17 protein-coding genes are annotated in these 21,575 nt (G+C 44.8%); 6 read left to right on the top strand and 11 right to left on the bottom strand.

Annotated features, from left to right (window positions below; all coding sequences use genetic code 11):
* Positions 1-173 precede the first annotated feature (173 nt).
* Together K339_RS0130820 and K339_RS0130815 are read right to left on the bottom strand one after the other, a co-directional pair.
* A complete protein-coding gene (locus K339_RS0130820; protein ID WP_028527031.1) occupies positions 174-635 on the bottom strand; it encodes an Lrp/AsnC family transcriptional regulator in 462 nt (153 codons plus the stop codon).
* A 78-nt stretch (positions 636-713) separates the two neighbouring features.
* A complete protein-coding gene (locus tag K339_RS0130815) occupies positions 714-3,287 on the bottom strand; it encodes a zinc-dependent metalloprotease (RefSeq protein ID WP_028527030.1) in 2,574 nt (857 codons plus the stop codon).
* Between the two features lie 162 nt (positions 3,288-3,449).
* Between K339_RS0130815 and rocD the strand changes: the two genes are divergently transcribed.
* A complete protein-coding gene (gene rocD, locus K339_RS0130810) occupies positions 3,450-4,697 on the top strand; it encodes an ornithine--oxo-acid transaminase (protein ID WP_028527029.1) in 1,248 nt (415 codons plus the stop codon).
* 113 nt (positions 4,698-4,810) lie between these two features.
* Here rocD and K339_RS0130805 read toward each other — a convergent pair whose 3' ends face one another.
* Together K339_RS0130805 and K339_RS0130800 are read right to left on the bottom strand one after the other, a co-directional pair.
* On the bottom strand, positions 4,811-5,869 hold the full coding sequence (locus K339_RS0130805; RefSeq protein ID WP_028527028.1) for a ligand-binding sensor domain-containing protein: 1,059 nt from the start codon (positions 5,867-5,869) through the stop codon (positions 4,811-4,813).
* Between the two features lie 295 nt (positions 5,870-6,164).
* Complete coding sequence (locus K339_RS0130800; RefSeq protein WP_028527027.1) at positions 6,165-7,208, bottom strand: alpha/beta hydrolase family protein; 1,044 nt, start codon at positions 7,206-7,208, stop codon at positions 6,165-6,167.
* 235 nt (positions 7,209-7,443) lie between these two features.
* Here K339_RS0130800 and K339_RS0130795 point away from each other — a divergent pair, with 235 nt between their 5' ends.
* Genes K339_RS0130795 through K339_RS0130780 form a run of 4 tightly spaced genes read left to right on the top strand, consistent with a single transcriptional unit; the run spans position 7,444 to position 10,640 of the window.
* Positions 7,444-8,034, top strand: a complete 591-nt coding sequence (locus K339_RS0130795; RefSeq protein ID WP_028527026.1) for an RNA polymerase sigma factor — start codon at positions 7,444-7,446, stop codon at positions 8,032-8,034.
* On the top strand, positions 8,031-8,510 hold the full coding sequence (locus K339_RS35460; RefSeq protein WP_028527025.1) for a hypothetical protein: 480 nt from the start codon (positions 8,031-8,033) through the stop codon (positions 8,508-8,510). Before K339_RS0130795 ends, K339_RS35460 begins: the two co-directional genes overlap by 4 nt.
* 28 nt (positions 8,511-8,538) lie before the next feature.
* Positions 8,539-8,961: a hypothetical protein gene (locus K339_RS35455; protein ID WP_037302335.1), complete on the top strand. Its 423-nt coding sequence runs from the start codon at positions 8,539-8,541 to the stop codon at positions 8,959-8,961.
* 26 nt (positions 8,962-8,987) lie between these two features.
* Positions 8,988-10,640, top strand: coding sequence for a S41 family peptidase (locus K339_RS0130780; protein WP_084332372.1), 1,653 nt, complete (start codon positions 8,988-8,990; stop codon positions 10,638-10,640).
* A 25-nt stretch (positions 10,641-10,665) separates the two neighbouring features.
* Here the strand turns inward: K339_RS0130780 and K339_RS0130775 are convergent, their stop codons facing one another.
* Complete coding sequence (locus K339_RS0130775) at positions 10,666-11,163, bottom strand: hypothetical protein (RefSeq protein ID WP_028527022.1); 498 nt, start codon at positions 11,161-11,163, stop codon at positions 10,666-10,668.
* A gap of 83 nt (positions 11,164-11,246) precedes the next feature.
* Positions 11,247-11,768 (bottom strand): hypothetical protein, encoded by a 522-nt coding sequence (locus tag K339_RS0130770; protein WP_028527021.1) that lies wholly within the window; start codon positions 11,766-11,768, stop codon positions 11,247-11,249.
* Positions 11,769-11,857: 89 nt separating this feature from the next.
* On the opposite strand from K339_RS0130770, the gene K339_RS0130765 reads away from it, so the two are divergent.
* Positions 11,858-12,883, top strand: a complete 1,026-nt coding sequence (locus K339_RS0130765; RefSeq protein WP_028527020.1) for a LuxE/PaaK family acyltransferase — start codon at positions 11,858-11,860, stop codon at positions 12,881-12,883.
* Between the two features lie 319 nt (positions 12,884-13,202).
* Here K339_RS0130765 and K339_RS36415 read toward each other — a convergent pair whose 3' ends face one another.
* The 5 genes from K339_RS36415 to K339_RS0130735 all read right to left on the bottom strand — a co-directional run bounded on the left by K339_RS36415 (position 13,203) and on the right by K339_RS0130735 (position 21,476).
* The gene (locus K339_RS36415) at positions 13,203-13,793 is read right to left on the bottom strand and encodes an REP-associated tyrosine transposase (RefSeq protein ID WP_169731919.1); all 591 of its coding nucleotides are present in this window, start codon (positions 13,791-13,793) and stop codon (positions 13,203-13,205) included.
* A gap of 603 nt (positions 13,794-14,396) precedes the next feature.
* Positions 14,397-15,779, bottom strand: coding sequence for a ferredoxin-like domain-containing protein (locus K339_RS0130750; RefSeq protein ID WP_028527017.1), 1,383 nt, complete (start codon positions 15,777-15,779; stop codon positions 14,397-14,399).
* A 10-nt stretch (positions 15,780-15,789) separates the two neighbouring features.
* On the bottom strand, positions 15,790-16,575 hold the full coding sequence (locus K339_RS0130745; RefSeq protein WP_028527016.1) for a hypothetical protein: 786 nt from the start codon (positions 16,573-16,575) through the stop codon (positions 15,790-15,792).
* 70 nt (positions 16,576-16,645) lie between these two features.
* On the bottom strand, positions 16,646-20,158 hold the full coding sequence (locus K339_RS0130740) for a nitrate reductase (protein ID WP_028527015.1): 3,513 nt from the start codon (positions 20,156-20,158) through the stop codon (positions 16,646-16,648).
* 13 nt (positions 20,159-20,171) lie between these two features.
* Positions 20,172-21,476, bottom strand: coding sequence for a NarK family nitrate/nitrite MFS transporter (locus tag K339_RS0130735; protein ID WP_028527014.1), 1,305 nt, complete (start codon positions 21,474-21,476; stop codon positions 20,172-20,174).
* Positions 21,477-21,575 lie beyond the last annotated feature (99 nt).

Here is a 21,575-nt window from a genome sequence, read left to right as displayed (position 1 = left end):
CAAACATAACCTCAGTATCTGAGTACCAGTGAGTAATCGGTTTAACTCCTTCATTGCCAAATATTATTTTGAAAAAGTAAATCTACAATGAGTAACCCCTGTTTCGGTTTTGAGAAACCGAAAGCACGATACGAGTAACTCCTTTTTCGGTTTTGAGAAACCGAAAACACAGCTTATTCTTCGATAGGAACATTTCGTTTGAACGCCGCTCCAAAGTCGATGAGTGATTCTGTTTTGAGGACGCCAGGAATATGGTCAATTTTTTCGTATAAAACTTTGCGCATGTGCTCATTACTGCGAGCCACGATGCGAATATAAAGCGTATATTTTCCTGTAATATAATAACACTCAGTGACTTCGGGAATTTGCTTGAGTGCGTCAATAATTTTTTCAGAATCAGAGTCTTCTTTCAGCGTAATGCCCGTAAAAGCGCCCCATTCGTAGCCTAATTTTCGTTCGTTTAAGACAATCGTACTTCCTTTCAGAATACCAATCCGTTTCAACTTTCCCACCCGTTGATGCACCATTGTATTGGAAATCTGTAAATCATCGGCGATGGCCGAATAGGCTTTGCGGGCGTCTCTTTCGAGTTGCTGCAAAATGAGTCGGTCATATTCGTCAAGTGGTTCTTCCATAATTTTTGATACTCAGAGGATAGTGAATATGGTAAAAGTGCGTCGGGTCAAAACCCGACGCACTGGGTCTTCGTCAGACTATTTAGGGTCTAACGCCTTTTTGATGCGGAAAACGCAATCTTGAAGGTGATATTTCGTCATTTTATCAGTAATGGTCGGTAGCGCTGCTTGAATTTCGCCTTGCAACGAAGTTAAGTGCGCACGTACCATCGACTGCACGTCGTTTTTGCGTATGTCCACCGAAGGAGCTACCACAGCGCCAAACATCTTCATCGGAGTTGTAGAAGGAAAACCAACTGCCGCAGGTGCGTTTAAGGTTGCAATCATGCGCTCGACATAGATTTTTTGGAGGTTACGACGGTGCGCATCGGCGGCTTTGCGCGTTTTTAGTTCTCCCCAAATACCTCCTTTTACATCCGCAAATAGCTCATCCATTGAGTAGGCGTCGGCGGTTTTTTCGGTCATTTCAATCATCCGCTGGAGGCGATCGCTGGCGAATAGGCCATTGAGAGTTGTTTCTTGAATTTTTGAAACAAAATCAACCCCCATGTCAGGACGAATACGGCGCATAATGTTCTCGTCTAATATCCATTTGGGGGTGTTAAACAATTGCTGATTCAAGAAGGCTACGGCATCTTTTTGCATTTTTTTAGGCGTAGGTTCATACACTGGCCCTTCTTGGTCAGCCGATTTTGGGGTTTCGTAAATCCCGCCCACATTTTTGGTGACGTGACCCATATAGCGACGGAACTGCGTCACTACTTCGTTGAATCCCTCTTCTAACATGTCATAATCTTCGCCTTCTTGCTTGGTCCATTCGATGAGGTTAGGCACGATGCGCTGAAGGTTTTTGATACCGTATCCGCTGGCAATCATGGCGTTGTCGCCGATGTCTTCGTTTTGAGAGCGTGGGTCATACGGGTTGGTTTCGGTCAAGAACCACAAACGGCGGTTGGGAAGGGCTTTTTCTTTGTACCATTTGTTCAAAATAAGCTTGTCTTCTTCGGCAGTTTTGGTGTCATAAATGGGTTTGTAAGCCCACTCAATCGCCCAAATGTCGTAGTCGCCAATACGAGGGAAAAAGTCCGTCACACCGTCTTCGGGTTGGGCTACGTAATTGAAACGAGCGTAGTCCATGATAGACGAAGTGTGTCCGTTTTTGGTAATAAACTCTTTGTCGCGGAGTTTCTCCACGGGAGTTGCCGTCGATGCGCCGTAGTTGTGACGAAGGCCAAGCGTGTGTCCCACTTCGTGCGACGACACAAAGCGAATCAGTTGTCCCATCAATTCATCATCAAACTTATTCTTACGAGCGCGTGGGTCAGCAGCAGCGGCTTGGGTCATGTACCATTTTTTGAGGAGTTTCATCACGTTGTGGTACCAACCGATGTGGCTCTCTAGAATCTCTCCCGTGCGCGGGTCGTGTACGTTGGGGCCGTACGCATTTTCAATGTCGGAAGCAAAATAACGAATCGCTGAATAACGCGCATCTTCCATGCTGATGGTGGTGTCGTTATCGGCCAAGATTTCGCCGCGAATAGCGTTTTTCCAACCTGCTTTTTCAAAAGCTACGTTCCAATCGTCAACTCCCATTTTAAGGAACTTACGCCATTGTTTTGGTGTAGCAGGGTCGATGTAGAAAACGATAGGTTTTTTAGGCTCAATCAACTCCCCACGGCGCTGGCGCTCTTCGTCGGCTTTGTTTTTGGCTTCCAAGCGCCAACGCACTACAAATGTTTTATCTTCGGTACGTTGTGAGTTTTCGCCATAAACGGTATAACCATTGGCAAAATAACCCACGCGCAAGTCAAACAAACGCTGTTTCATCGGGACGGCTGGTAGGGCGATAAACGAGGTATTTAGCTCCATTGTCACTGCGCCTGCAATCGAGCTTGCTGGCAAGTTGACCGACGGAATGGGGCTTGTAGAAGGGCCAAAGCTTGGCATTGGCGGCGTCACACCGTAGGTTTTTACTACTTTTATTTCCGTGTTGATGGGGAAAGACTTGATACTTTGGATGTAAGTACGGTCGTTTTGAATCATCGTCAATTTATAGGCTTGACGAACGATGGGAGACATCGAAATCACGGTGTTGTCGCTTTTGAAGAAGTCGGTTACTTCAATCACCACCGAAGTGTCTTTGCGCACGGCTTTTACGTCGAAGGCCATGGCAATCGGGTCGAGGTTAGAGTTGCGAACGGCCTTGTAAATCGGAGAATTGGCATCGTCGCTCACGTTGATAAAGGCTACCGAACGCATAAAAATCTTGTTGTCAGGGCCTTTTTCAAAACGAACTACTTGGCGGTTAAGCAATTCTCCACCGTAAGCAGGCAAACCTACCGACCCAGGCGTAGTACTTGACTGAGAAAGGCGCGTAATGGCCATCATCTCGCGGCCGAGTAGCGAATCAGGAAGTTCAAAGAAGTATTTTTCATCTATTTTGTGAACGATGAATAAGCCCTTGGTCGTCTTACTTTTGTCGGTAATTACTTCTTTGTAGGACTTGGGGCCTGCCTTAGGAGCAGCGGCTGGTGCTGCGGGTGCCGTTGCCGCTGGGGCGCCACTGGCTGTAGGTGGCGTGGTGGGGCGACGGTCTTGCGCGATGGCCGAAAAGCTAAGTGCTGTGGCCCAAAAAAGGAGTTGTTTAAACATGTTAACGAAAGTTAGATTTGGTTTTATAGCTTGTTTGAAATTAAAAAAATGTTTAAAATTTAAACGTTTGAAAGAAATTTGACTTGTTAAAAATTGAAAATAAGTTAAAATGTAAGTTTACAAAAGTAATAAAAATTGTTGGCTCTAATCTCTAAAATCACCATGACGACCGAACTTACTCAAACCGACTATCTCATTGGCCTTGAAAAGCGCTACGGAGCGCATAACTATAAGCCCGTGCCAGTAGTGATTGAGCGCGGCGAAGGGGTTTTTGTGTGGGATCTGGAAGGCAAGCGTTATTACGATTTTTTGTCGGCGTACAGTGCCGTGAATCAAGGGCACTGCCACCCACACATTGTGGCGGCGCTGACCAATCAAGCGCAGAAACTGACGCTTACGTCGCGGGCGTTTCATAACTCCGTATTGGGCGAATGTGAGAAATTTTTGTGTGATTACTTTGGATACGACAAAGTGCTGATGATGAACTCAGGCGTAGAGGGCGGAGAAACGGCGCTCAAGTTGACCCGAAAATGGGGATATTTAGTGAAGGGGATTCCTAAAAATGAAGCCAAAACAGTGTATGCCGCAGGAAATTTCTGGGGGCGTACGCTCGCGGCTATTTCGTCGTCAACCGACCCCGAGAGTACCGATGACTACGGCCCTTTTTTGCCAGGATATATTATTGTACCGTACAACGATTTAGAAACGTTGGAAAAAACGTTCCAAGCCGACCCGAACATTGCAGGCTTTATGGTAGAACCCATTCAGGGGGAAGCGGGCGTCGTGGTGCCTGATGAAGGGTATTTGCGCGGTGTTCGGGCATTGTGTACTAAGTACAATGTGTTGTTTATTGCGGATGAAGTTCAAACGGGGCTTGGGCGTACGGGCAAACGCTTGGCGTGCGACCACGAAGGCGTGAAACCCGATATTTTGGTGTTGGGAAAAGCTCTTTCGGGCGGCGTGTATCCTGTTTCGTGCGTTTTGGCGAATGACGAAATCATGCTCACCATCAAGCCAGGCCAACACGGCTCGACCTACGGCGGAAATCCATTGGCCGCGGCCGTAACAGTAGCGGCGTTGAAAGTGCTGGAGGATGAAAAACTAGCCGAAAATGCGGAGCACTTGGGTGAACTATTCCGAGAAAGAATGCGGCAAATCCAGCAAAAAACGACCCTGATTGAAACCGTACGTGGAAAAGGATTGCTCAACGCCATCGTTATTGCGACCGATGAAGAAAGCCCATTGGCGTGGCAGATTTGCCTCAAACTCAAAGAAAGAGGGCTGCTTTGCAAACAAACCCACGGCAATAAAATTCGTTTTGCCCCGCCTTTGGTGATTACAGAATCACAAATTGAGGAAGCGTGTGATGTGATTGAGGAGGTGATTTTGGGGGTGGAAGTGGTTGGTTAGATTTTTTGTTTATGCTGCGCTGACCAAAGCTTTATTCTAATCATTTAAGCTGTATATTTTCTGATCTGACTCCATGATACATGGGGCATCATACAACTAAGTTCTGATTCTTTCTACCTATTAAAACCAGTTATGGTGCGCCCAACTGCCCCTCTGGGATCATAGCGAAATACACCGTCTAAAGACCCAAACCAAATACTGCCATCTTTCGCCTCTAAAATATCAAAAAACATTATTCCGTTCAGTGGGTTTATTACCGTTACTTTGGGCTTTTTTTTAGAAAGGGATTTTGCCTCGTAACGAGAAAGTACCCAGCCCGGGTCAGATTCTGAACCCGTCCAAAGATTGCCTTTTTTATCTTCATAAACATAGCCAACTCCTTCCCAGATTAAATTGGTAAATCTACGGCCGTCATATCGCCAAAGGCCATTAAAGCCGCCGAGCCAGATATTCCCCTTTTTATCTTCGATTATTTTACGAACATTCCAAAAAGGGCTGTTGTTATGGGTGAGACTGGTAAATGTTTTTCCATCATAGACGAAGGCATGACCTCTGGTGCCAAACCAAAATTTTCCTGTTTTGTCTTCAATGATAGAACTAACTTCATTCGTTGAAAGTGTAAAATCCGAACGGATTTCCCCTGTTATCTCTTCAAAGATAGAATCGCCTTTCATGGCATAATTTCGAAAGGATTTCCCATCATAGCGGCTGGCTCCTCCACTCACACCGAACCAAATATGCCCCCTTTTGTCTTCATAAATAGAAAAAATAGCATTATTAAGCAGTCCGTCCTTAGTGGTGAAGTTTTGAAATGATTTTCCAACTGCCTGTTTGGGGTCGTACTTATAAACTCCTGAACTAAGAGAACCGAACCATAAGTTTCCGTTTCTATCTTCTAAAACAGAAAAAAAACGGGCCGAACTTACTTGCGATGTGATATTGGTAAAGGATTTATTATCGTATCGAAAAACACCGCCATAGGTGGCAATCCACAAGTTGCCCTTTCTATCCTGTATGATATGACGAGTGATATGGTGGGGGCCATAGGAAGTATTGACTTCTTTCGTTTCAGAAATGAGCTTCTCTTTTGTCTGGTCGGTTTGATTTTGTGCTTTGCAGAAAGTGTAAAAACCAAGCACCACTATCAAACTATATACAGGTGTGTATTTCATGCTTTTTAGGCTCATTTTTACCCATAGAAGGCCGCAGAATTATAAACGCTGATTTTCACTGAAATAGGGCTTTATACTGTCATTAATCTGCGTCAATCTGCGGGTAATAGTTAAAGAAACTTAGCTTACAGTGTACTTATTATAAATCCTAATTATAATACTGCAATTTAGGTCAATTTTGTATGAGGGGTACTGATTTTAAACGCTCAATTCGGGATAAGGTGTTAAATTAACTCCACGAAGCGTGTGATTTGATGGAGGAGGTGACTGCGGTTGGTTAGCTATCACTTTACTTCTAAAGTTGCGATAAGAACTGCTCTATTCTGGTTGACATCTCAGTATTATTTGTTGCTATGTCTGTATGAGTCTTGTCATACGTGTATAGTTGAAAGGCAGAGGTCTTTCCTAATTGGGTGATTTTTTTCTCAAGCTCATTGGCTTGAGAAATCGGAACAATTTTATCGTTTGTTCCCATGTGAAGCTGCGTTTGCGGTAAATGTTGCGCAAAATAAAGGGGAGAGGAAGCAATTAACTTTGTTCTGGCTTGGGCTAAAGTGAATTGGCCGCTTCTAAAATCACTCAAAAACTGGCATTGATAAGTTGGGTCGTTCTCATTTTGAGCTGTCAGTTCCACAAAATTGGTCGGACTGACAACTCCTACTACCTTTTTTACCCTTTTGTCTCTTATTCCTGCCAAGAGAGCCACAGTACCTCCTCGACTACCACCCCTCATGGAAGTGCGATTTACATCAGCCTTTTCTTCGGTTTGTTGGATTACATTCAGAAAGGCGATAGCATCGTCCGTTGCTCCATCAAAAGCATCGCATTGACTTCCTTCTGAGAGAGGAGAGGTAAACTTAGAGCCGTTTAAGGTTATTTCCAATGATTGGCCTCTCAGAGCTGGAATGGCCAGAATAAAAGCACTTGTCGCAGTGGTCTTATCCAATACTACGTTAACCGAATTAGCGGTAATGCCCAGCCCAAATCCTCCCAACAACATCCTAACAGGAACACGTTGGTCAGTTTTTGGAATAAGTAAGGCTCCGTATTCTTTAATGCCGCCAACTTTGTAAGAAACCAGTTTGAGCCTATAATTCCCGTCTAACAGTTGGTGCTCCTGAACAAGGGTATAATCCGTTGTTTTTAAGTCTCGTTGTGCCCAAGTTTGAATAATAATGTCAATTTCAGCATTGGAAGGAGCAGCAAACAATGTATTTTTTTCGTGCTCTGACAGAAATCCTTTTTGGTTGCAGGAAGCGTGTGAAAATAAAACTGTGTAAATGATGAGAGAGGAAAACTTTACTAATTGGGATTTGGCGGCTGTGAATCTTAAACGCATAAAAGAATGGCTCAATCGTACATAAAGTTTGGTCAATAAGACCTATTATACTACGTACCTTTTAAGTGAATTATTGCCCCTTGCTTTTTAAAAATACCTTCAAATAATTTCAATAGTGAAGTTGAGATTGATATAATAGATTTCTTTTAAAAAGTTGCCTGTTCCATAAACAGTGCAACTTTTTTTTGTTTCACCTGTCTAATGTGCTATTATCATACAATAACTCAATAACAAGGTGGAAGAGAAAGACTTGATCAATAGGATTTTGCGGGGAGAATCGGCACTCTTTGCGGCTATTATCAAGCAAACCCAAGGACTGGTTGCTCAAATTGTATTTAAATTGGTCAAAAACCCCGAAGACCGAAAAGACTTGGCACAGGATATTTATCTGAAGGCGTATAAAAATTTATCAACCTTTCAGTTTCAATCTAAACTCAGTACATGGATAGGGCAAATTGCTTACAATACCTGCCTTGCCTATCTCGACAAAAAGAAACTCGTCCTGCCAGACGGGCACGATTCGGCCCATGAAAATGAAGAAACACTATTGGAATATCTGTCGAATAAAACGCTTTCCTCAACTGACAATGAAACAGAACAGTTGTTGTTTCGAGCCGAACTTGCCGAACTGATTCAAGCCGCTCTGGATACCCTGCCGCCGATGTACAGGCTTTTAATCACGCTTTATCATTACGAAGAGTTGAGTTACGACGAAATGTCCGCCATTACCAACTTGCCTGTTGGAACCGTGAAAAACTACCTGTTTCGCGCCAGAAAAGCGCTAAAAAATCGCTTGTTGAAAAATTATAGTAATGAAATTCTATGAATAAGGAACATCTTTCAGACTCAGAGCTTCAGGAGTATTCGTTGAACGGGGAAAATTGTCCGCCACAGTTCAATGAGCATATCCAATCATGTAATTTTTGTCGCCAAAAGGCAGAGCTTTATCAACTCATGTTCTCTTCAGAAATGAAGCCTGAAGCACCGATATTTGATTTTGACCTAACGCAAACGGTGATGCGACAACTGCCCGTGCCGCAATCCACCGCTCTTGAGAAAAGCTATACCATCTATTGGGTCGGAGCAAGCGTGTTTTTGAGCGCAGGAGCACTTATCTATTTGATTTTTATGACTTCTAGAGGCTTTCTATTTGGCAAAATCACCCCTATGACGTTAGGAATTTCTATCACTACCTTTCTGGCCATTTTTGCGGTTCTTGGTATTGATATCTTCCAGAAACATACCAAACAAATGAAAGTTTTGCAGTCAGAATTGCAACAATTGGGCTCCTTGGCAGTCTAATTCACTATTACATTTTTATAGAACAACCATGAAAAAAAATCTCAGCTTCCTTTGTCTTTTAACTGTCTCCTGCACAGTCCAAGCGCAAGAGGTAACCGCTTCGGGCGTCGGTGAAGACGTTTTCAACATAACGGCCTCCATTTTCACTCTGGCACTGATGATGCTCTTTGTCCTCGCCGTGATGAAACGAATTTTGGATCATCGAATCAAAAAAAGAATTGTCGAAAAAGGAGTTCCAGAAAGTGTTGCTTCAGCTTTATTACATGTCAACCCCAAAGAAGACCGAAACAACAACATCAAGTGGTTTGCTATTCTGATGGGAATCGGCATTGCTTTGACCATTATTCACTACAACTTACCCTTGGGCATTCATTCATTGGCGACCATGGCCTTCTGTGTCGCGGGCAGTTTTTTAAGCTATTTCTTCTTTAGTAAGTATTCAGAAAAGTAACACGCTCACACTAAAAAAATCATCACATGCAATTCAGTATAAAACTCCCCGTTGGGGATTGGGGACGTATTGTCCTTTGGGTAAGAATGTTACTAATCGTTTCTCTCGTTAAAGCGCAGCAAACCCCTCGAATCATCAAGGCGACCTCTGCCATAGTTGACATCAAAGACGGTTATGTGATTCAAAAAGGAATTTGGAATTTGACGCCTGAGGCAAAACCAGATGTTTACCACGCCTTATCACCAGCACTGGAAAGAGAAATTACATTTTATACGAACATAGATTCGATTTCCTTTCAGGCAAAGCCAAGCCAACACTATGATTTTATCGTGGTGCTCAACGGGAAAGATTCCTGTTACACCCGCATAGCCATGCCCGCAGAAAGTGCTGCAACTACTCCCGATATGATTAGTGCCGAACGATTGGCTATGGACTTTGTCGTTTTTCGAAAATCATTGGAAAATGAACATGCAGGATTGTATCGGTATAAGTCCAAAAAAGTTGTGGACAGACTATTGGATGATTGTTTACTGAGTATCAATAAGCCAATGACACGATTGGAATTCGGCAAAATAATCATGCAGGTAATCAGCTTTATTCAGGATGGTCATACTACTGGGAACATTTCTTCGCTCCTGCTAAAAAACTATCAGGCGCAGGGTAAACTCTTTCCTTTATATCTTTATTTTACTGCTGATCGGGCGTTTGTGCGATGCAATTATGCCAATATATTTTCGACTGGTACGGAGGTTTTGTCCATTAATAACCAATCCATTGCTCAAATTACACAGCAATTGTTTAAGTATTTACCTTCAGATGGTAGTATTACCACGAAGAAAATTCATACCTTAAACAACGGGGCTTTTGCTTTTTTGTATCGATGGGTGATGGGCAACGACAGTCTGTTTTTGGTAAAATACAAAGATGGACAGGGGCGTATCAAAACCGAGACGATTGCGGCGATTCCAGCGAATCAAATTGATTGTGAAACAAAGAATCTACCAACAGCACCCCGAGACTTGTATGTACAGTATCTCCCCAAAGATGCAGCTATTATTACGATTAAAACATTTGACGAAGGTCGATTGCAGCGTGCTGAACTGAGTTTTAAAGAGTTTGTGCAAACCACCTTTGCCGAATTGAATGCGAAGAAAATTAGTCGATTGATTATTGACCTGAGAGGTAACGGTGGCGGCTTTAATGCCTACAGCCCTTTGCTTTATTCTTATTTGGCCGATAAACCGTTCCGTTATTTTGCTTCCGAGAAATCGACTTCAAAGGTTTTTACGGTCGAAGATAATTACCTGCTGGGGCTTCAGCAACCTCAGACAACCAACTTTAAGGGGACAGTCTTGTTTCTGATTGACGGACTGACTTTTTCAACGGCGGCCGATTTTTGTGCAATCGCTAAAAGTAATCGACGCGGGAAATTTATCGGGGAGGAAACGGCTGGCGGCTATTATGGCAATACCTCTGGGCAAACCGTACGTATAGAACTCCCGCACACTAAACTCATAATGACCATTCCGCGCTTCAATTATGGCCTGGCAGTGCGAAAGAGCCGTTATGCTGATAGAGGTGTTATACCAGAGCATGAGGTTTTGCCTTCTATCAGAGAATTGCTTGAGGCACAGGATGTACAATTGCACTATGCACTCCAGCTAATGGATAAAATTTAACTTTGTTAACTCAAAGAAAAAGGAGTTATTTATTTACCTTCTTCATTTCTTCTTCACTGGGTTTAGGTTTTCGTCCCATTATATCCGATAGTATTTTCCATTTGCCATTCTCAATACCCATGATGATCAATACCGAATTGTAGTTATCAGAAATCACTCCTTTGTCCTTTATCTTTTGCCATTCCATTATGACAAGAATGGCAGTACTTTCATACTGATAGAGTGTTTCACTGATAACCTTTGCCTCCAATGCTTGAAAGTTATTTTTTGTTTGCCTTTTTGTTAAGCCATCCAAATTTATGGGCTTTCCATCAACACCGTGGTAGAAAAATCCTTTGGAAAGAATCTGCGCTCTTAAACTATCTCTTTGACCAACATTGCGAACGTTATCCATAATTTTGGCCTCCTGCTCAAGTAGTGCAAGAACTTCTTTATTTGGAGGGTGAGTCCCTTCAAATTTCATTTGCGCTTTAATGGTCTGATTTAGAACCGTCAGGGCAATGAAAAAGAATAGTGTTTTCATAGTAGTAGGGTAAAAAAAATCCCTGTGACGTTTTCAAAATGAGAATTTCACAGGGGTTTTTAATGAGAGAAAAGTTGTATGTTTTACAAAAGTAAGGGCACTGAAAGCGTATCGGTTTCAATGACATTACTTACGTTCAAGGCGCGGTCGCGGATTTTAATTTGGAACTTAACGGTTGTTAATTTAGAGTTTCTTGAATAAGGGAAATACACGGCATAGTCGAGGAGTCCTTCGATGGGGCCTTTTTTGCCGTCGGGTTTTAGCACAGGAAAAAATAGTTTGGAGTTAGCTGCCAAAACTACTTCTTGGTACTGATTCCCGCTTACTCGACGGAAGGTTTTGAGCTCATAATTTCCCCAAGTGTCATACTTCGGATTGGTACGGTTGTCAGTGCTTTCCCCCAAATCACCATCGCCATCTTTGAAATTGATGGTGATGACAACCGAGTCTTGTTTGGCTTGCGAAAAAGGCTCAATCACCTCAAACTTATCAATGCTATTGAAGCCGATTTCGGGAACGGGGCTGTAGTTGGGAGGGGTAAAACAACCAGTTGTCGAAATGGCAAATAGTAAAAGAGTAGCAATAAAACGAACGAAGCCCTTCATCTTTCTTGTTAAGTTTGTTCCAAATATTGGATAAATTTAGTAGTTATTAATGCTTTGTCAATCGGAAATTGAAATTCGACCCTAGTAAAATGTCAACTTTGCCCAATTTACGAAATGCTGTACGAACCTTAACGGCTGATACGTTTGAGGAAGTTGCCTTGCAGGTGTTTCATTATCAGGCGGTTCATACGCCCATTTACCGTCAGTACCTTTCCCATTTGCGAATCCGCCCCGATCAAGTTAACCGTTTGTCGTTGGTGCCGTTTTTGCCAATTGGCTTCTTCAAACACCACCAAGTAGTGACGGGGACTCCCAACATACAAACTGTTTTTGAAAGTAGTGGTACAACTGGAACCCAAACAAGCCGCCATTTGGTGGCGGATTTGGGGTGGTATGACGAAATCAGTACTGAGATTTTTGAAAAAAGCTACGGCTCACTTTCTGACTTCCACCTGTTGGCATTGTTACCTTCGTATCTTGAACGAAATAACTCCTCGTTGGTGTATATGGTTCAACAATTTATTGCAAAAACGCAGTCGCCCGTCTCTGGGTTCTTTTTGCACAATGTAGATGAACTATTAGCGGCACTCAAAAAACTGGTACAGCAACCCGACGGGCGGAAAGTAATTTTGTGGGGGGTGACGTTTGCATTGTTGGATTTGGCAGAGTCAAAAAATGACCTTTCGTTTTTGAAGGAATTACCAGAATTAATGGTGATGGAAACGGGCGGAATGAAGGGCCGCCGCCGTGAAATGCTGCGTGAAGAAGTACATGCAGAACTAACGGCCGCTTTTGGGGTAAAAAATATTCACTCGGAATACGGAATGACGGAACTGCTATCGCAGTCGTATTCTAATGGCGACGGGATTTTTGAGACCTCTCGCACAATGCGAATCCTACTGAGAGATATCAATGATCCTTTTTCCGTAACCGATTCCCCGCAGCGTGGCATGAGGTATGGGGGTATCAATGTGGTTGATTTGGGGAACTTAGATTCTTGCTCATTTATCGAAACCCAAGATTTGGGGCGGTTTGTGGGCGATTCCTCTTTCCAATTTGAAGTGATTGGACGGTTTGATAATTCGGATGTTCGTGGGTGTAATCTGTTGATATAGCGTGCCTTTGGTTTCTCAAAACCAAAACATGGGGTTGCTCACAACCTCGTTAATATAGATTCGAGGTTTTGAGAAACCTCGTGCAGGGATTGCAGCAGTCGTTTCGGTTTTGAGAAACCGAAAACACGGTGCATTTGTGCCTTTGGTTTCTCAAAACCAAAGCGAGAGGTTGCTCACAACCTCGTTAATATAGATTCGAGGTTTCTCAAAACCTCGTGCAGGATTGCGGCAGTCGTTTCGGTTTTGAGAAACCGAAAACACGGTGCATTTGTGCCTTTGGTTTCTCAAAACCAAAGCGAGAGGTTGCTCACAACCTCGTTTAAAAAACATCTCTGTAATGTAAAAGCTCAGATTGGATTTTAACCTCCCAATTTTCATAAAATTTAGCACTAGAAAACAGATAATCACCTGGCTCTGTCACAAGACCCGCTTTTACGGGATTGTTGTGCATATAATCAAGCTTTATTTCGCACATTTTTCTGCTATAAATCACCACATCATCAAATGCATCATCCCAAATTTTGTAGTGTTGACTTCGATATTCGTATAAAATATCGGTAATAATGTGAGGGTAAAATTGAGAGATATGTTCTCGGAGTTGAAGCGAACTATATTTTTTAAAATCTCGAAGGTACTTCGATAAATAATTGCGGTCTTCGAAAAAAAGCATGAAATGAATATGATTACTCATTAGTACATATCCCAAGAGTCGTGCGGAGTAACGTTTATTATAGAAACGAAAGTTGTCAAGTACGATATTAAATGCCTGCGTATCTAACAATAAGAACTTATGTTGATAACAGGAGGTAGTAATGAAGAAACAGCGTTCATCCTCTGAACCAGAAATTCGTTTTGTTCCCATAAAACAAGCTTTTATTTTTTGTAATACTTGCTTTACTGAAAAAGTCACTTTGGTTGTGAGCAACCTCGTGCAGAGGTTGCGGTAGTCGTTTCGGTTTTGAGAAACCGAAAACACGGTGCAGTGCCTTTGGTTTCTCAAAACCAAAGCGAGAGGTTGCTTACAACCTCGTTAAGATTGACTCGAGGTTTTGAGAAACCTCGTGCAGAGGTTGCGGCAGTCGTTTCGGTTTTGAGAAACCGAAAACACGGTGCAGTGCCTTTGGTTTCTCAAAACCAAAGTAGGAGGTTGCTTACAACCTTGTGAATGAGATAGCCGAGGTTTTGAGAAACCTCGTGTAGGGATTGCGGCAGTCGTTTCGGTTTTGAGAAACCGAAAACACGGTGCAGTGCCTTTGGTTTCTCAAAACCAAAGCGAGAGGTTGCTTACAACCTCGTTAAGATTGACTCGAGGTTTTGAGAAACCTCGTGCAGAGGTTGCGGCAGTCGTTTCGGTTTTGAGAAACCGAAAACACGGTGCAGTGCCTTTGGTTTCTCAAAACCAAAGCGAGAGGTTGCTTACAACCTCGTTAAGATTGATTCGAGGTTTTGAGAAACCTCGTGCAGGATTGCGGTAGTCGTTTCGGTTTTGAGAAACCGAAAGCACGGTACCAAATCACGGCGCTATTTCCAATTCAACTTCGACAAAATCAGCCACTGGTGCATCGCAAAGTGAACATAAATACGAAGACGGTAAAGGAGATGATAGCTCCGCAACCGTCTGGCAGTGCGTACACTGCATTACTCTTTGGGTAGGAGCAGGTTTTAGTCCTGATGTTTTACGGGTAATACTAGCCTTTTTATCAGTCGAAAGTTGTTCATAGTATTTCAGCGTGAGGCGTCGAAGAATTTCGGGAAGATTTTTACGCGCCACATCCCCCGCAAAAACTTCCCATTCCGTATTCCCAATGTAAAAATCAGGAGAATGAACCACACGAAAACGCTGATAATCTGTCGATAATGGCTCTATGACAATGGTGGAAGTCGTTTCTGCGTTTCGATAGCCAATACCAAAACTAAGGCTAGATGTCCGAATGCGCAGTCTTTCAAAGGCTTCGACCAGCTCGGTTTTGAGGCGCAATGCCGACGCGTCAGCATCGGGGAGCTGCCAGTTGAGTTCGAGCGACGAATAATGCGTATGTATCCCCCAGATTCCTAAGAGCTTTTCCCATTGATAAATCGTCTCTTTTGGTATATCGCGAACGATGAATGTTTTGAAAGGAGTTGGATACAAACGTCCGATTTTGGTGTCGATGCAAAGTTGACAAAGGGCTTCTAAAAAAGCCGTATCAAACTCGTTGTCACGTTGGTATAGCCCCATCCAATAACGGTCATCGTAGCGGTAAATACCCTCGTGGTGCGGGTATGGTTTGGGTGTAAGTTTCAGTTCTTTCTGAATGGGTCGTGTTCGTCCCGTAAACGTTTTTGAAACAGTTCCGTACAGTTCTTCAAAAGAGCGATTAGACCGTGGGTTTTCCAACCATATTTTTTCAATGTGTTGTACCCAGTCCGCAATTTGTTCCCCGTCAACCAGTTTGGGCCAGACATGAATACCCCCTAATTCGGATAAATTGACCACCAAATACCAAAACGAAGGGGTAGGGGAAGCGATAAAATTAAGCTCTCCTGTCAACGGTCGAATCAACTCCTGCGTGGGGTCGATGAGGTTAATTTTGAGACGTGGTTTAAAGGTAAATTCATCTAAAATATCCAGATAATCACCCGACCGAAGCCAAGAGAGCTGGGGAAAGATATTTTGTGCAACCAACGATGAAACAATGTTGGGATGCACCGCCGCGGCTTCTTCTACGCCAAACCCCTCCGACATTAACTGCGACCGAAGCAACGAGCGTTGAGAATCGGTGCAAGGAATGAGCAAATCTTGGCGAAAACCAACTTCGATTTTGCCCAAAGCCCATTTTTTGGTAATGAGAGCTAAACGTTGTAGCTCGTCGGGGGTAATAACCCCACCTTGGGTAGCGATGCGGAGGTACGGCATAGTGGTTTGATTAGGTAGAAATAGCTGCTAAGTATTTTTTTACTTCTCTTTCGGCCTCGCTGTTAAGCTGAACGGACGAGTCAAAAAGGGCGGTTCGGGTTTGTTCGTAGATAACAATGGCTTTGTTGAAAGAAGCTACCAACGATGTTTTATCTAATAAGGCAACGGTTTCTGACAGTGCCTCAAAATCGGCATTTGGGAGTTTGGTCTCAACTTTTCGTACGCCTCGGGGCTGGTTGCCATTTTTGATGTGCAAAAGAGGGCCTAAAACAACCATTCTCAAAAAGGCCAAAAAATCAGCCGCCTCCGTTAACTCTCCTCGGCCGATTTTTAGAGCACCGTAGTGAATCCATACCCAAAAACGGTCTTCAATCCATTGATAATCAGGATAAGGCCAAGCGGAAGTCGTTTGCTGGATAATTTTTGTCAAAGCCCCCTCTCGTTCCCACACGACGACGGGGTCTTCGACGCGCTGATAAAATTCGTCGGGTGTCAAAAACTTGATGTCAACGTGCAAAAGCGGATTCCCGTACAAACAAATCAACACGCGCGGCTCTCCGACGTGCTCCCCCGTGAAGGCTGAAAGTACATCCCCGAATCGTTTTGCGACTGATTTCATTTGGGCAGGGTCGGTCGAGAGTTTCGTTTTTGAAACAAGTACTAAGTCCAAATCCGAGTACGCGTCCATTTCTTGTGTAATCCAAGAACCCGCTACCGCCAGTCCTAGCATGTCGGGAGATTCTTCTAAAACAGCGACAACTTTGTCGATAAATGCGTGGAAAATAGTGTCTTGCATAAGCTAGTTCGTTTTAGGCAATTATCGCAAAACCTTCGGTATTTGCGAAAAGTTCATCCTTGCCCAAAAATTATGCTTTGACCAGAACATCCTCCAATACTGCCTTCACTTCTAATTTACAACTGCCACAGCCTGTTCCTGCTCCCGTTTGCTGGCAAAGCGATTGAAAATCGTGGCAGCCCGCTACAATCGCCTCTCGAATATTGCCATCGCCGACGTTGTTGCAAGAACATACGACTTTTCCTTTCAAAGCAGGGGTACTTTTGCCACTTCGTAACAGCTTTAGCCGCTTGTCCGAAAGTTCGGTTTGGTGCTGAATCAGTGCTTTGTATTCGGTAAATTCTGATTTATCGCCAAACAAAATAGCCCCCACCAGTTTATCCCCTTGAATGATGCACTTTTTGTAAAAACGTTTTTGCTTATCTGAAAAAATAACTTCCTCAAAATCAGCGCCTGCACCATTGGCAGGAATTTCGGTCATTCCGAGTGAGCATAAGCCCAATCCTTCCATTTTCAGGATATTCATGGATAGGGTAGGGCGGTAAAAACTTTGAACGTCGCCGTTGAAGTAAGCGCAAAGCGCCTCGGCTTGTTCTTCGGCGGCAGCGGTGATGCCAAAAAGTTGTCCTTCAAATTCGGCCACTTCACCAATGGCAAAAACGGCTGGGTCACTGGTTTGGAGGTAGGCGTTGACCACAATTCCCCGTTGCACGTCAAGGCCCGACTTGCGGGCAATTTCTATATTGGGCGTGGTGCCAATGGTCAGAATCACGGCGTCGCAAGCCAACACGCGCCCCGAGGTAAGGCGAAGACCTTCCACGCGTTGTTGGCCTGTGATGTACTTTACTTCGTCGTTGTAAAAAACATCAATGCCTCGGTCGGTGAGTTCTTCGTGCAAAAGCGAACTAGCTGTCCCATCCAGTTGGCGATTCATCAGCCGTGACCCTCGGTGAATAACGGTCGATTTGACGCCAATTTCTCCCAATGAGGCGGCTAATTCTAAGCCCAATAGCCCACCCCCCACCACCACGACGTGGCGCGGAGCAGAAGTTGATACCAGTTGATTCAAATAGTTGGTAAGGCTATCGGCATCTTGACGCGTTCGCATTGTGAAGACCCCCGTCAACGATGTATCATAGTCGCGAGGGAGTGCCGAACGACTTCCAGTCGCGATAATCAAACGGTCGTATGAATGGGTATCTCCTTGAGAATCACTGACTGTTTTTTTTGTACGGTCAATCTGTTCAATGCTTACACCTTCGTATAGATGCACAAGCGCGCGTTCGTCGTCTGGCATTTTGAGCAATTTATCCCACGACATAGCCCCACTTATGTAGTCGGGCAACATCACACGATTGTAGAAAGCAAAGGGTTCTTTGCTGAAGACATGAACTTCGTCGGTGAGGTTGTGCTGGCGGTGAGCCGTAACAAATTTGTAGGCCGCTGCACCCGCCCCAATCACAATGATTTTTTCTTTGGGTTTGCTAAACTTTGTGACTTGAACCGCCGCAAATTTAAAATCGGGTTCTTTGGAATAAGGGTCAACGAGGTCGCTGGTGAGGTTGTTGGCTCGGGCAGCGTTGCTTTGTAAAATTTTCCCCCAGTGCATGGGCAAAAAAACCACTCCTTGCCGAATATCAGTGGTAATCTTGGCAGGTACTTGCACTTCTCCACGCCCATTCTGAATAACGACGATATTTCCTTCTTTGATGCTTCGCTCGGCGGCATCTGCGGGGTGTATTTCTACAAAAGCTTTGGGAAGGTGTTGCGTGAGTTTATTGACTCGCCCCGTCTTGGTCATGGTGTGCCACTGGTCGCGAATCCGCCCCGTAGTGAGTACAAGCGGGAGGTTGTCGGTAAGCGCTTCCGACTGATTTTCGTCGGCAACGGCCTTGATTTGCGCCTTACGAGAAGGAGTAAAAAACCGACCATCGGTGAATAGCCGAGGCGTACCTTCCGACTGAGGCGTAGGAACGGGCCATTGGAGCGTGCCAAGTGTACGCAACCGTTCGTGCGAAAGTCCGCTCATATCCACGTTTGTGCCTTTGGTGAGGGCTACGTGCTCGTCGTAAATCGCGGCGGAATTGGGGTAATTGAAGGCATACCCATAACCCATTTTGTGGGCAAACTTTACGATAATCTCGCTATCGGGCAAGGCTTCGCCCAGTGGCTCATTGAATTTGTTGAGGTAAGAAACCCGCCGCTCAGAATTGGTCATGGTGCCCGTTTTTTCGCCCCAAGCCGCTGCTGGAAGCACCAAGTCGGCAAAAGCAAGGGTATCTGAGCGATTAGAAACATCTTGAACCACGACAAACTTGGCCGCTTTGAGGGCTTCTTCTACGAGTTGTACATTGGGCAAACTTACCAACGGGTTGGTACACATGATCCAGACTGCCTTCATACGCCCGTCTTTGAGGGCTTGAAACATTTCGGTGGCCGTGTAGCCAGGTTTGGGGTTGAGCGAGGGCACTCCCCAAAAATCGGCGACTTCTTGGCGGTGTTGCGGGTCAGCCAAGTTGCGGTGAGCGGGCAGGAGATTCGATAGCCCACCTACTTCTCTTCCTCCCATCGCATTTGGCTGGCCCGTCAACGAAAATGGCCCTGAGCCAGGTTTGCCAATGTGCCCCGTAATAAGGTGTAAGTTGAGTAAAGCCAAGTTTTTATTGACACCAATCACACTTTGGTTAAAACCCATCGCCCACATCGAAATAAATCCTTTGGATTTGCCGATGTATTCGACGGCTTGGTGAATGTCGTGGAGACTAATGCCGCAGATTTTGGCGGCTTCGCGCATGTCGCGCTCGGCCACTTTTACCCGAAAACTGTCAAAGCCTTCGGTATGGTTTTTTATAAAATGCTCATCAATGTATCCTCTGGAAATCAGTCCTTTGGCGATGGCGTTGAGCAACACCACGTCGGTGCCAGGCTTGACTTGAAGGTGTAAGTCGGCCATGCGTGCGGTATCGGTACGGCGCGGGTCAACGACGATTAGCTTGACGCGCGGATTGGCCGCTTTGTGGGCTTCCATGCGGCGAAAAACGATGGGGTGATTCCACGCAGGATTGGCTCCTGCCACCAAAAAACAATCGGCCAGCTCGATGTCCTCGTAGCTGCACGGAACCGAATCTTCCCCCAAAGCCATCTTATATCCAACCACCGCCGACGACATACACAGGCGCGAATTGGTGTCTAAGTTGTTGGAGCCAATAAATCCCTTGATGAGCTTATTAACAACGTAATATTCTTCCGTCAGGCATTGCCCCGAAGCGTAAAAACCAACAGAATCAGGGCCGTATTTGTCAATAAACGTCTTAAAAACGGCTGCCGCTCGGTCTAAGGCCGTATCCCAAGTCACTCGTTGGAGCGCTGCTTGCCGATTCCAGCGCATTTGGGGGTAAAGCAAGCGGTCGCTGCTGTCCATGACAGTATAGTGCAAGTTCATGCCCTTCGAGCAAAGCATTCCTTTGCTCGAAGGATGCTCGGGATCGCCTTCTACCGAAATGCGTCCGTCGCGGTTTTTTTTGACCAATACCCCGCAGCCTACCCCGCAGTAACAACAAGTGGTTTTGTGGATTTCTACCATTGGACAATTTGGGTTAAACTGCTTGTAACTCTGCTTCAGGCTGCTCAATGGTGATGGTTTTGCCAAAATTGACTAAGAAAAGTAGCAAGCCGACGGTAGCGACTAATCCGCCGATGTACATAAATGCCTGTCCGTAGCTAATCGACTGGGACTTAAACAAAAAGCCCATCAACATTCCTCCAACGTTGCCTCCTGCGCCTACTACACCCGAAATTACTCCTACCGCTTTTGGGTTAACAAATGGAACAATCGCATAGGTGCCGCCGTTGGCCATTTTCAAAAACATGGCAAAGCCTAGCATAGATACAACTGCCATGGTCAGGTTGCCTGCTTGGGCAAAGAGCAAAATTCCGAGCCCTTCCAAGAGAAGCATGGAGGCTAAAAGAATACCTTTGCCGCGCATACCGTATTTTTGACCTACTTTATCTGCTACAATGCCTCCAACGGCACGGGCAAAAATGTTCATAAAGCCAAACAACATCGCCCAAAAACCTGCTTCCGTTTCTTCCATCTTAAAATTATCAAAGAAGTACAAAGCTGCTACGCCGTCGAACGTGATTTCCATGCCAAAGCAACACGCATAGGCCAAGGCCAAAGCCCAAACGCGAACATCGGAACAGGCTTTCCAAAAACTTACCTCTGACTTGGTCGTGGTAGTGCGGTTGATTTCGTCGTAGTTACCAGCAGGCGTATCTTTGGTATATTTCCAATAGATAAAGGCCATCAATAGCATGAGTAAGCCTGGAACAACCATGGCCAAACGCCAAGCGTCGGCTTTTACAAATCCAAACCCAACGATGGTTGCCATGATAAGGGGCATGGCCAATTGAGTGATTCCACCGCCAAGGTTTCCCCAACCGCCTGCTACGGCGTTGGCTGTGCCTTTGATGCTGGGCGCAAACATGGCCGAAGTGTGAAACTGCGTAATGACAAACGAAGCGCCAATAATGCCAATGGCCAAACGAAACAACAAAAACGTGGTGTAGTCGTGGGCCAGACCTACCAACATCACAGGCAAAGCGCCGATGATCAGCAAAGCAGTGTAGGTTTTGCGAGGCCCCCAGCTATCGCAGAGTTTTCCGATGATGAGTCGGGCAAAGATAGTGGCTGATACGGCCGCAATGATGGTGTTGCCAACTTGGGGTTTGGTCAAACCTAAATCGGCCCGAATCGTGGGCATGAGCGGCGCAAGGCCAAACCACCCAAAGAAACAGACAAAGAAGGTAAGCCAAGTAATGTGAAAGGTACGCATTTGTACCCCTTTGGTACTGAAAATAGTGAGTTTTGAAAGAGGCTGATTGGAAATAAGCTGGCTCATTGCGCTTTGTTGGTTAAAAGTAGAACATGAAACCAGCGTAAGGCCTGAAGCGATGCAATAGGGTACATCCAATAACGACTCCTCGTTCAACGAGTTTCG

It is taken from the genome of Runella limosa DSM 17973 (genome assembly GCF_000482465.1).
Taxonomy (GTDB): domain Bacteria; phylum Bacteroidota; class Bacteroidia; order Cytophagales; family Spirosomataceae; genus Runella; species Runella limosa.
This window is presented reverse-complemented; position numbering and strand designations above follow the sequence as displayed.

Excerpts from the sequence above, each read along its gene's own strand:
- K339_RS0130750 (WP_028527017.1), bottom strand. The coding sequence starts at position 15,779 with ATGCCGTACCTCCGCATCGCTACCCAAGGTGGGGTTATTACCCCCGAC.
- K339_RS35460 (WP_028527025.1), top strand. The coding sequence starts at position 8,031 with ATGAATAAGGAACATCTTTCAGACTCAGAGCTTCAGGAGTATTCGTTG.
- K339_RS0130735 (WP_028527014.1), bottom strand. The coding sequence starts at position 21,476 with ATGAGCCAGCTTATTTCCAATCAGCCTCTTTCAAAACTCACTATTTTC.
- K339_RS0130770 (WP_028527021.1), bottom strand. The coding sequence starts at position 11,768 with ATGAAGGGCTTCGTTCGTTTTATTGCTACTCTTTTACTATTTGCCATT.
- K339_RS0130745 (WP_028527016.1), bottom strand. The coding sequence starts at position 16,575 with ATGCAAGACACTATTTTCCACGCATTTATCGACAAAGTTGTCGCTGTT.
- K339_RS0130800 (WP_028527027.1), bottom strand. The coding sequence starts at position 7,208 with ATGCGTTTAAGATTCACAGCCGCCAAATCCCAATTAGTAAAGTTTTCC.
- K339_RS0130815 (WP_028527030.1), bottom strand. The coding sequence starts at position 3,287 with ATGTTTAAACAACTCCTTTTTTGGGCCACAGCACTTAGCTTTTCGGCC.
- K339_RS0130765 (WP_028527020.1), top strand. The coding sequence starts at position 11,858 with ATGTCAACTTTGCCCAATTTACGAAATGCTGTACGAACCTTAACGGCT.
- K339_RS0130780 (WP_084332372.1), top strand. The coding sequence starts at position 8,988 with ATGCAATTCAGTATAAAACTCCCCGTTGGGGATTGGGGACGTATTGTC.
- K339_RS0130740 (WP_028527015.1), bottom strand. The coding sequence starts at position 20,158 with ATGGTAGAAATCCACAAAACCACTTGTTGTTACTGCGGGGTAGGCTGC.
- K339_RS0130805 (WP_028527028.1), bottom strand. The coding sequence starts at position 5,869 with ATGAAATACACACCTGTATATAGTTTGATAGTGGTGCTTGGTTTTTAC.
- rocD (WP_028527029.1), top strand. The coding sequence starts at position 3,450 with ATGACGACCGAACTTACTCAAACCGACTATCTCATTGGCCTTGAAAAG.
- K339_RS0130775 (WP_028527022.1), bottom strand. The coding sequence starts at position 11,163 with ATGAAAACACTATTCTTTTTCATTGCCCTGACGGTTCTAAATCAGACC.
- K339_RS0130820 (WP_028527031.1), bottom strand. The coding sequence starts at position 635 with ATGGAAGAACCACTTGACGAATATGACCGACTCATTTTGCAGCAACTC.
- K339_RS35455 (WP_037302335.1), top strand. The coding sequence starts at position 8,539 with ATGAAAAAAAATCTCAGCTTCCTTTGTCTTTTAACTGTCTCCTGCACA.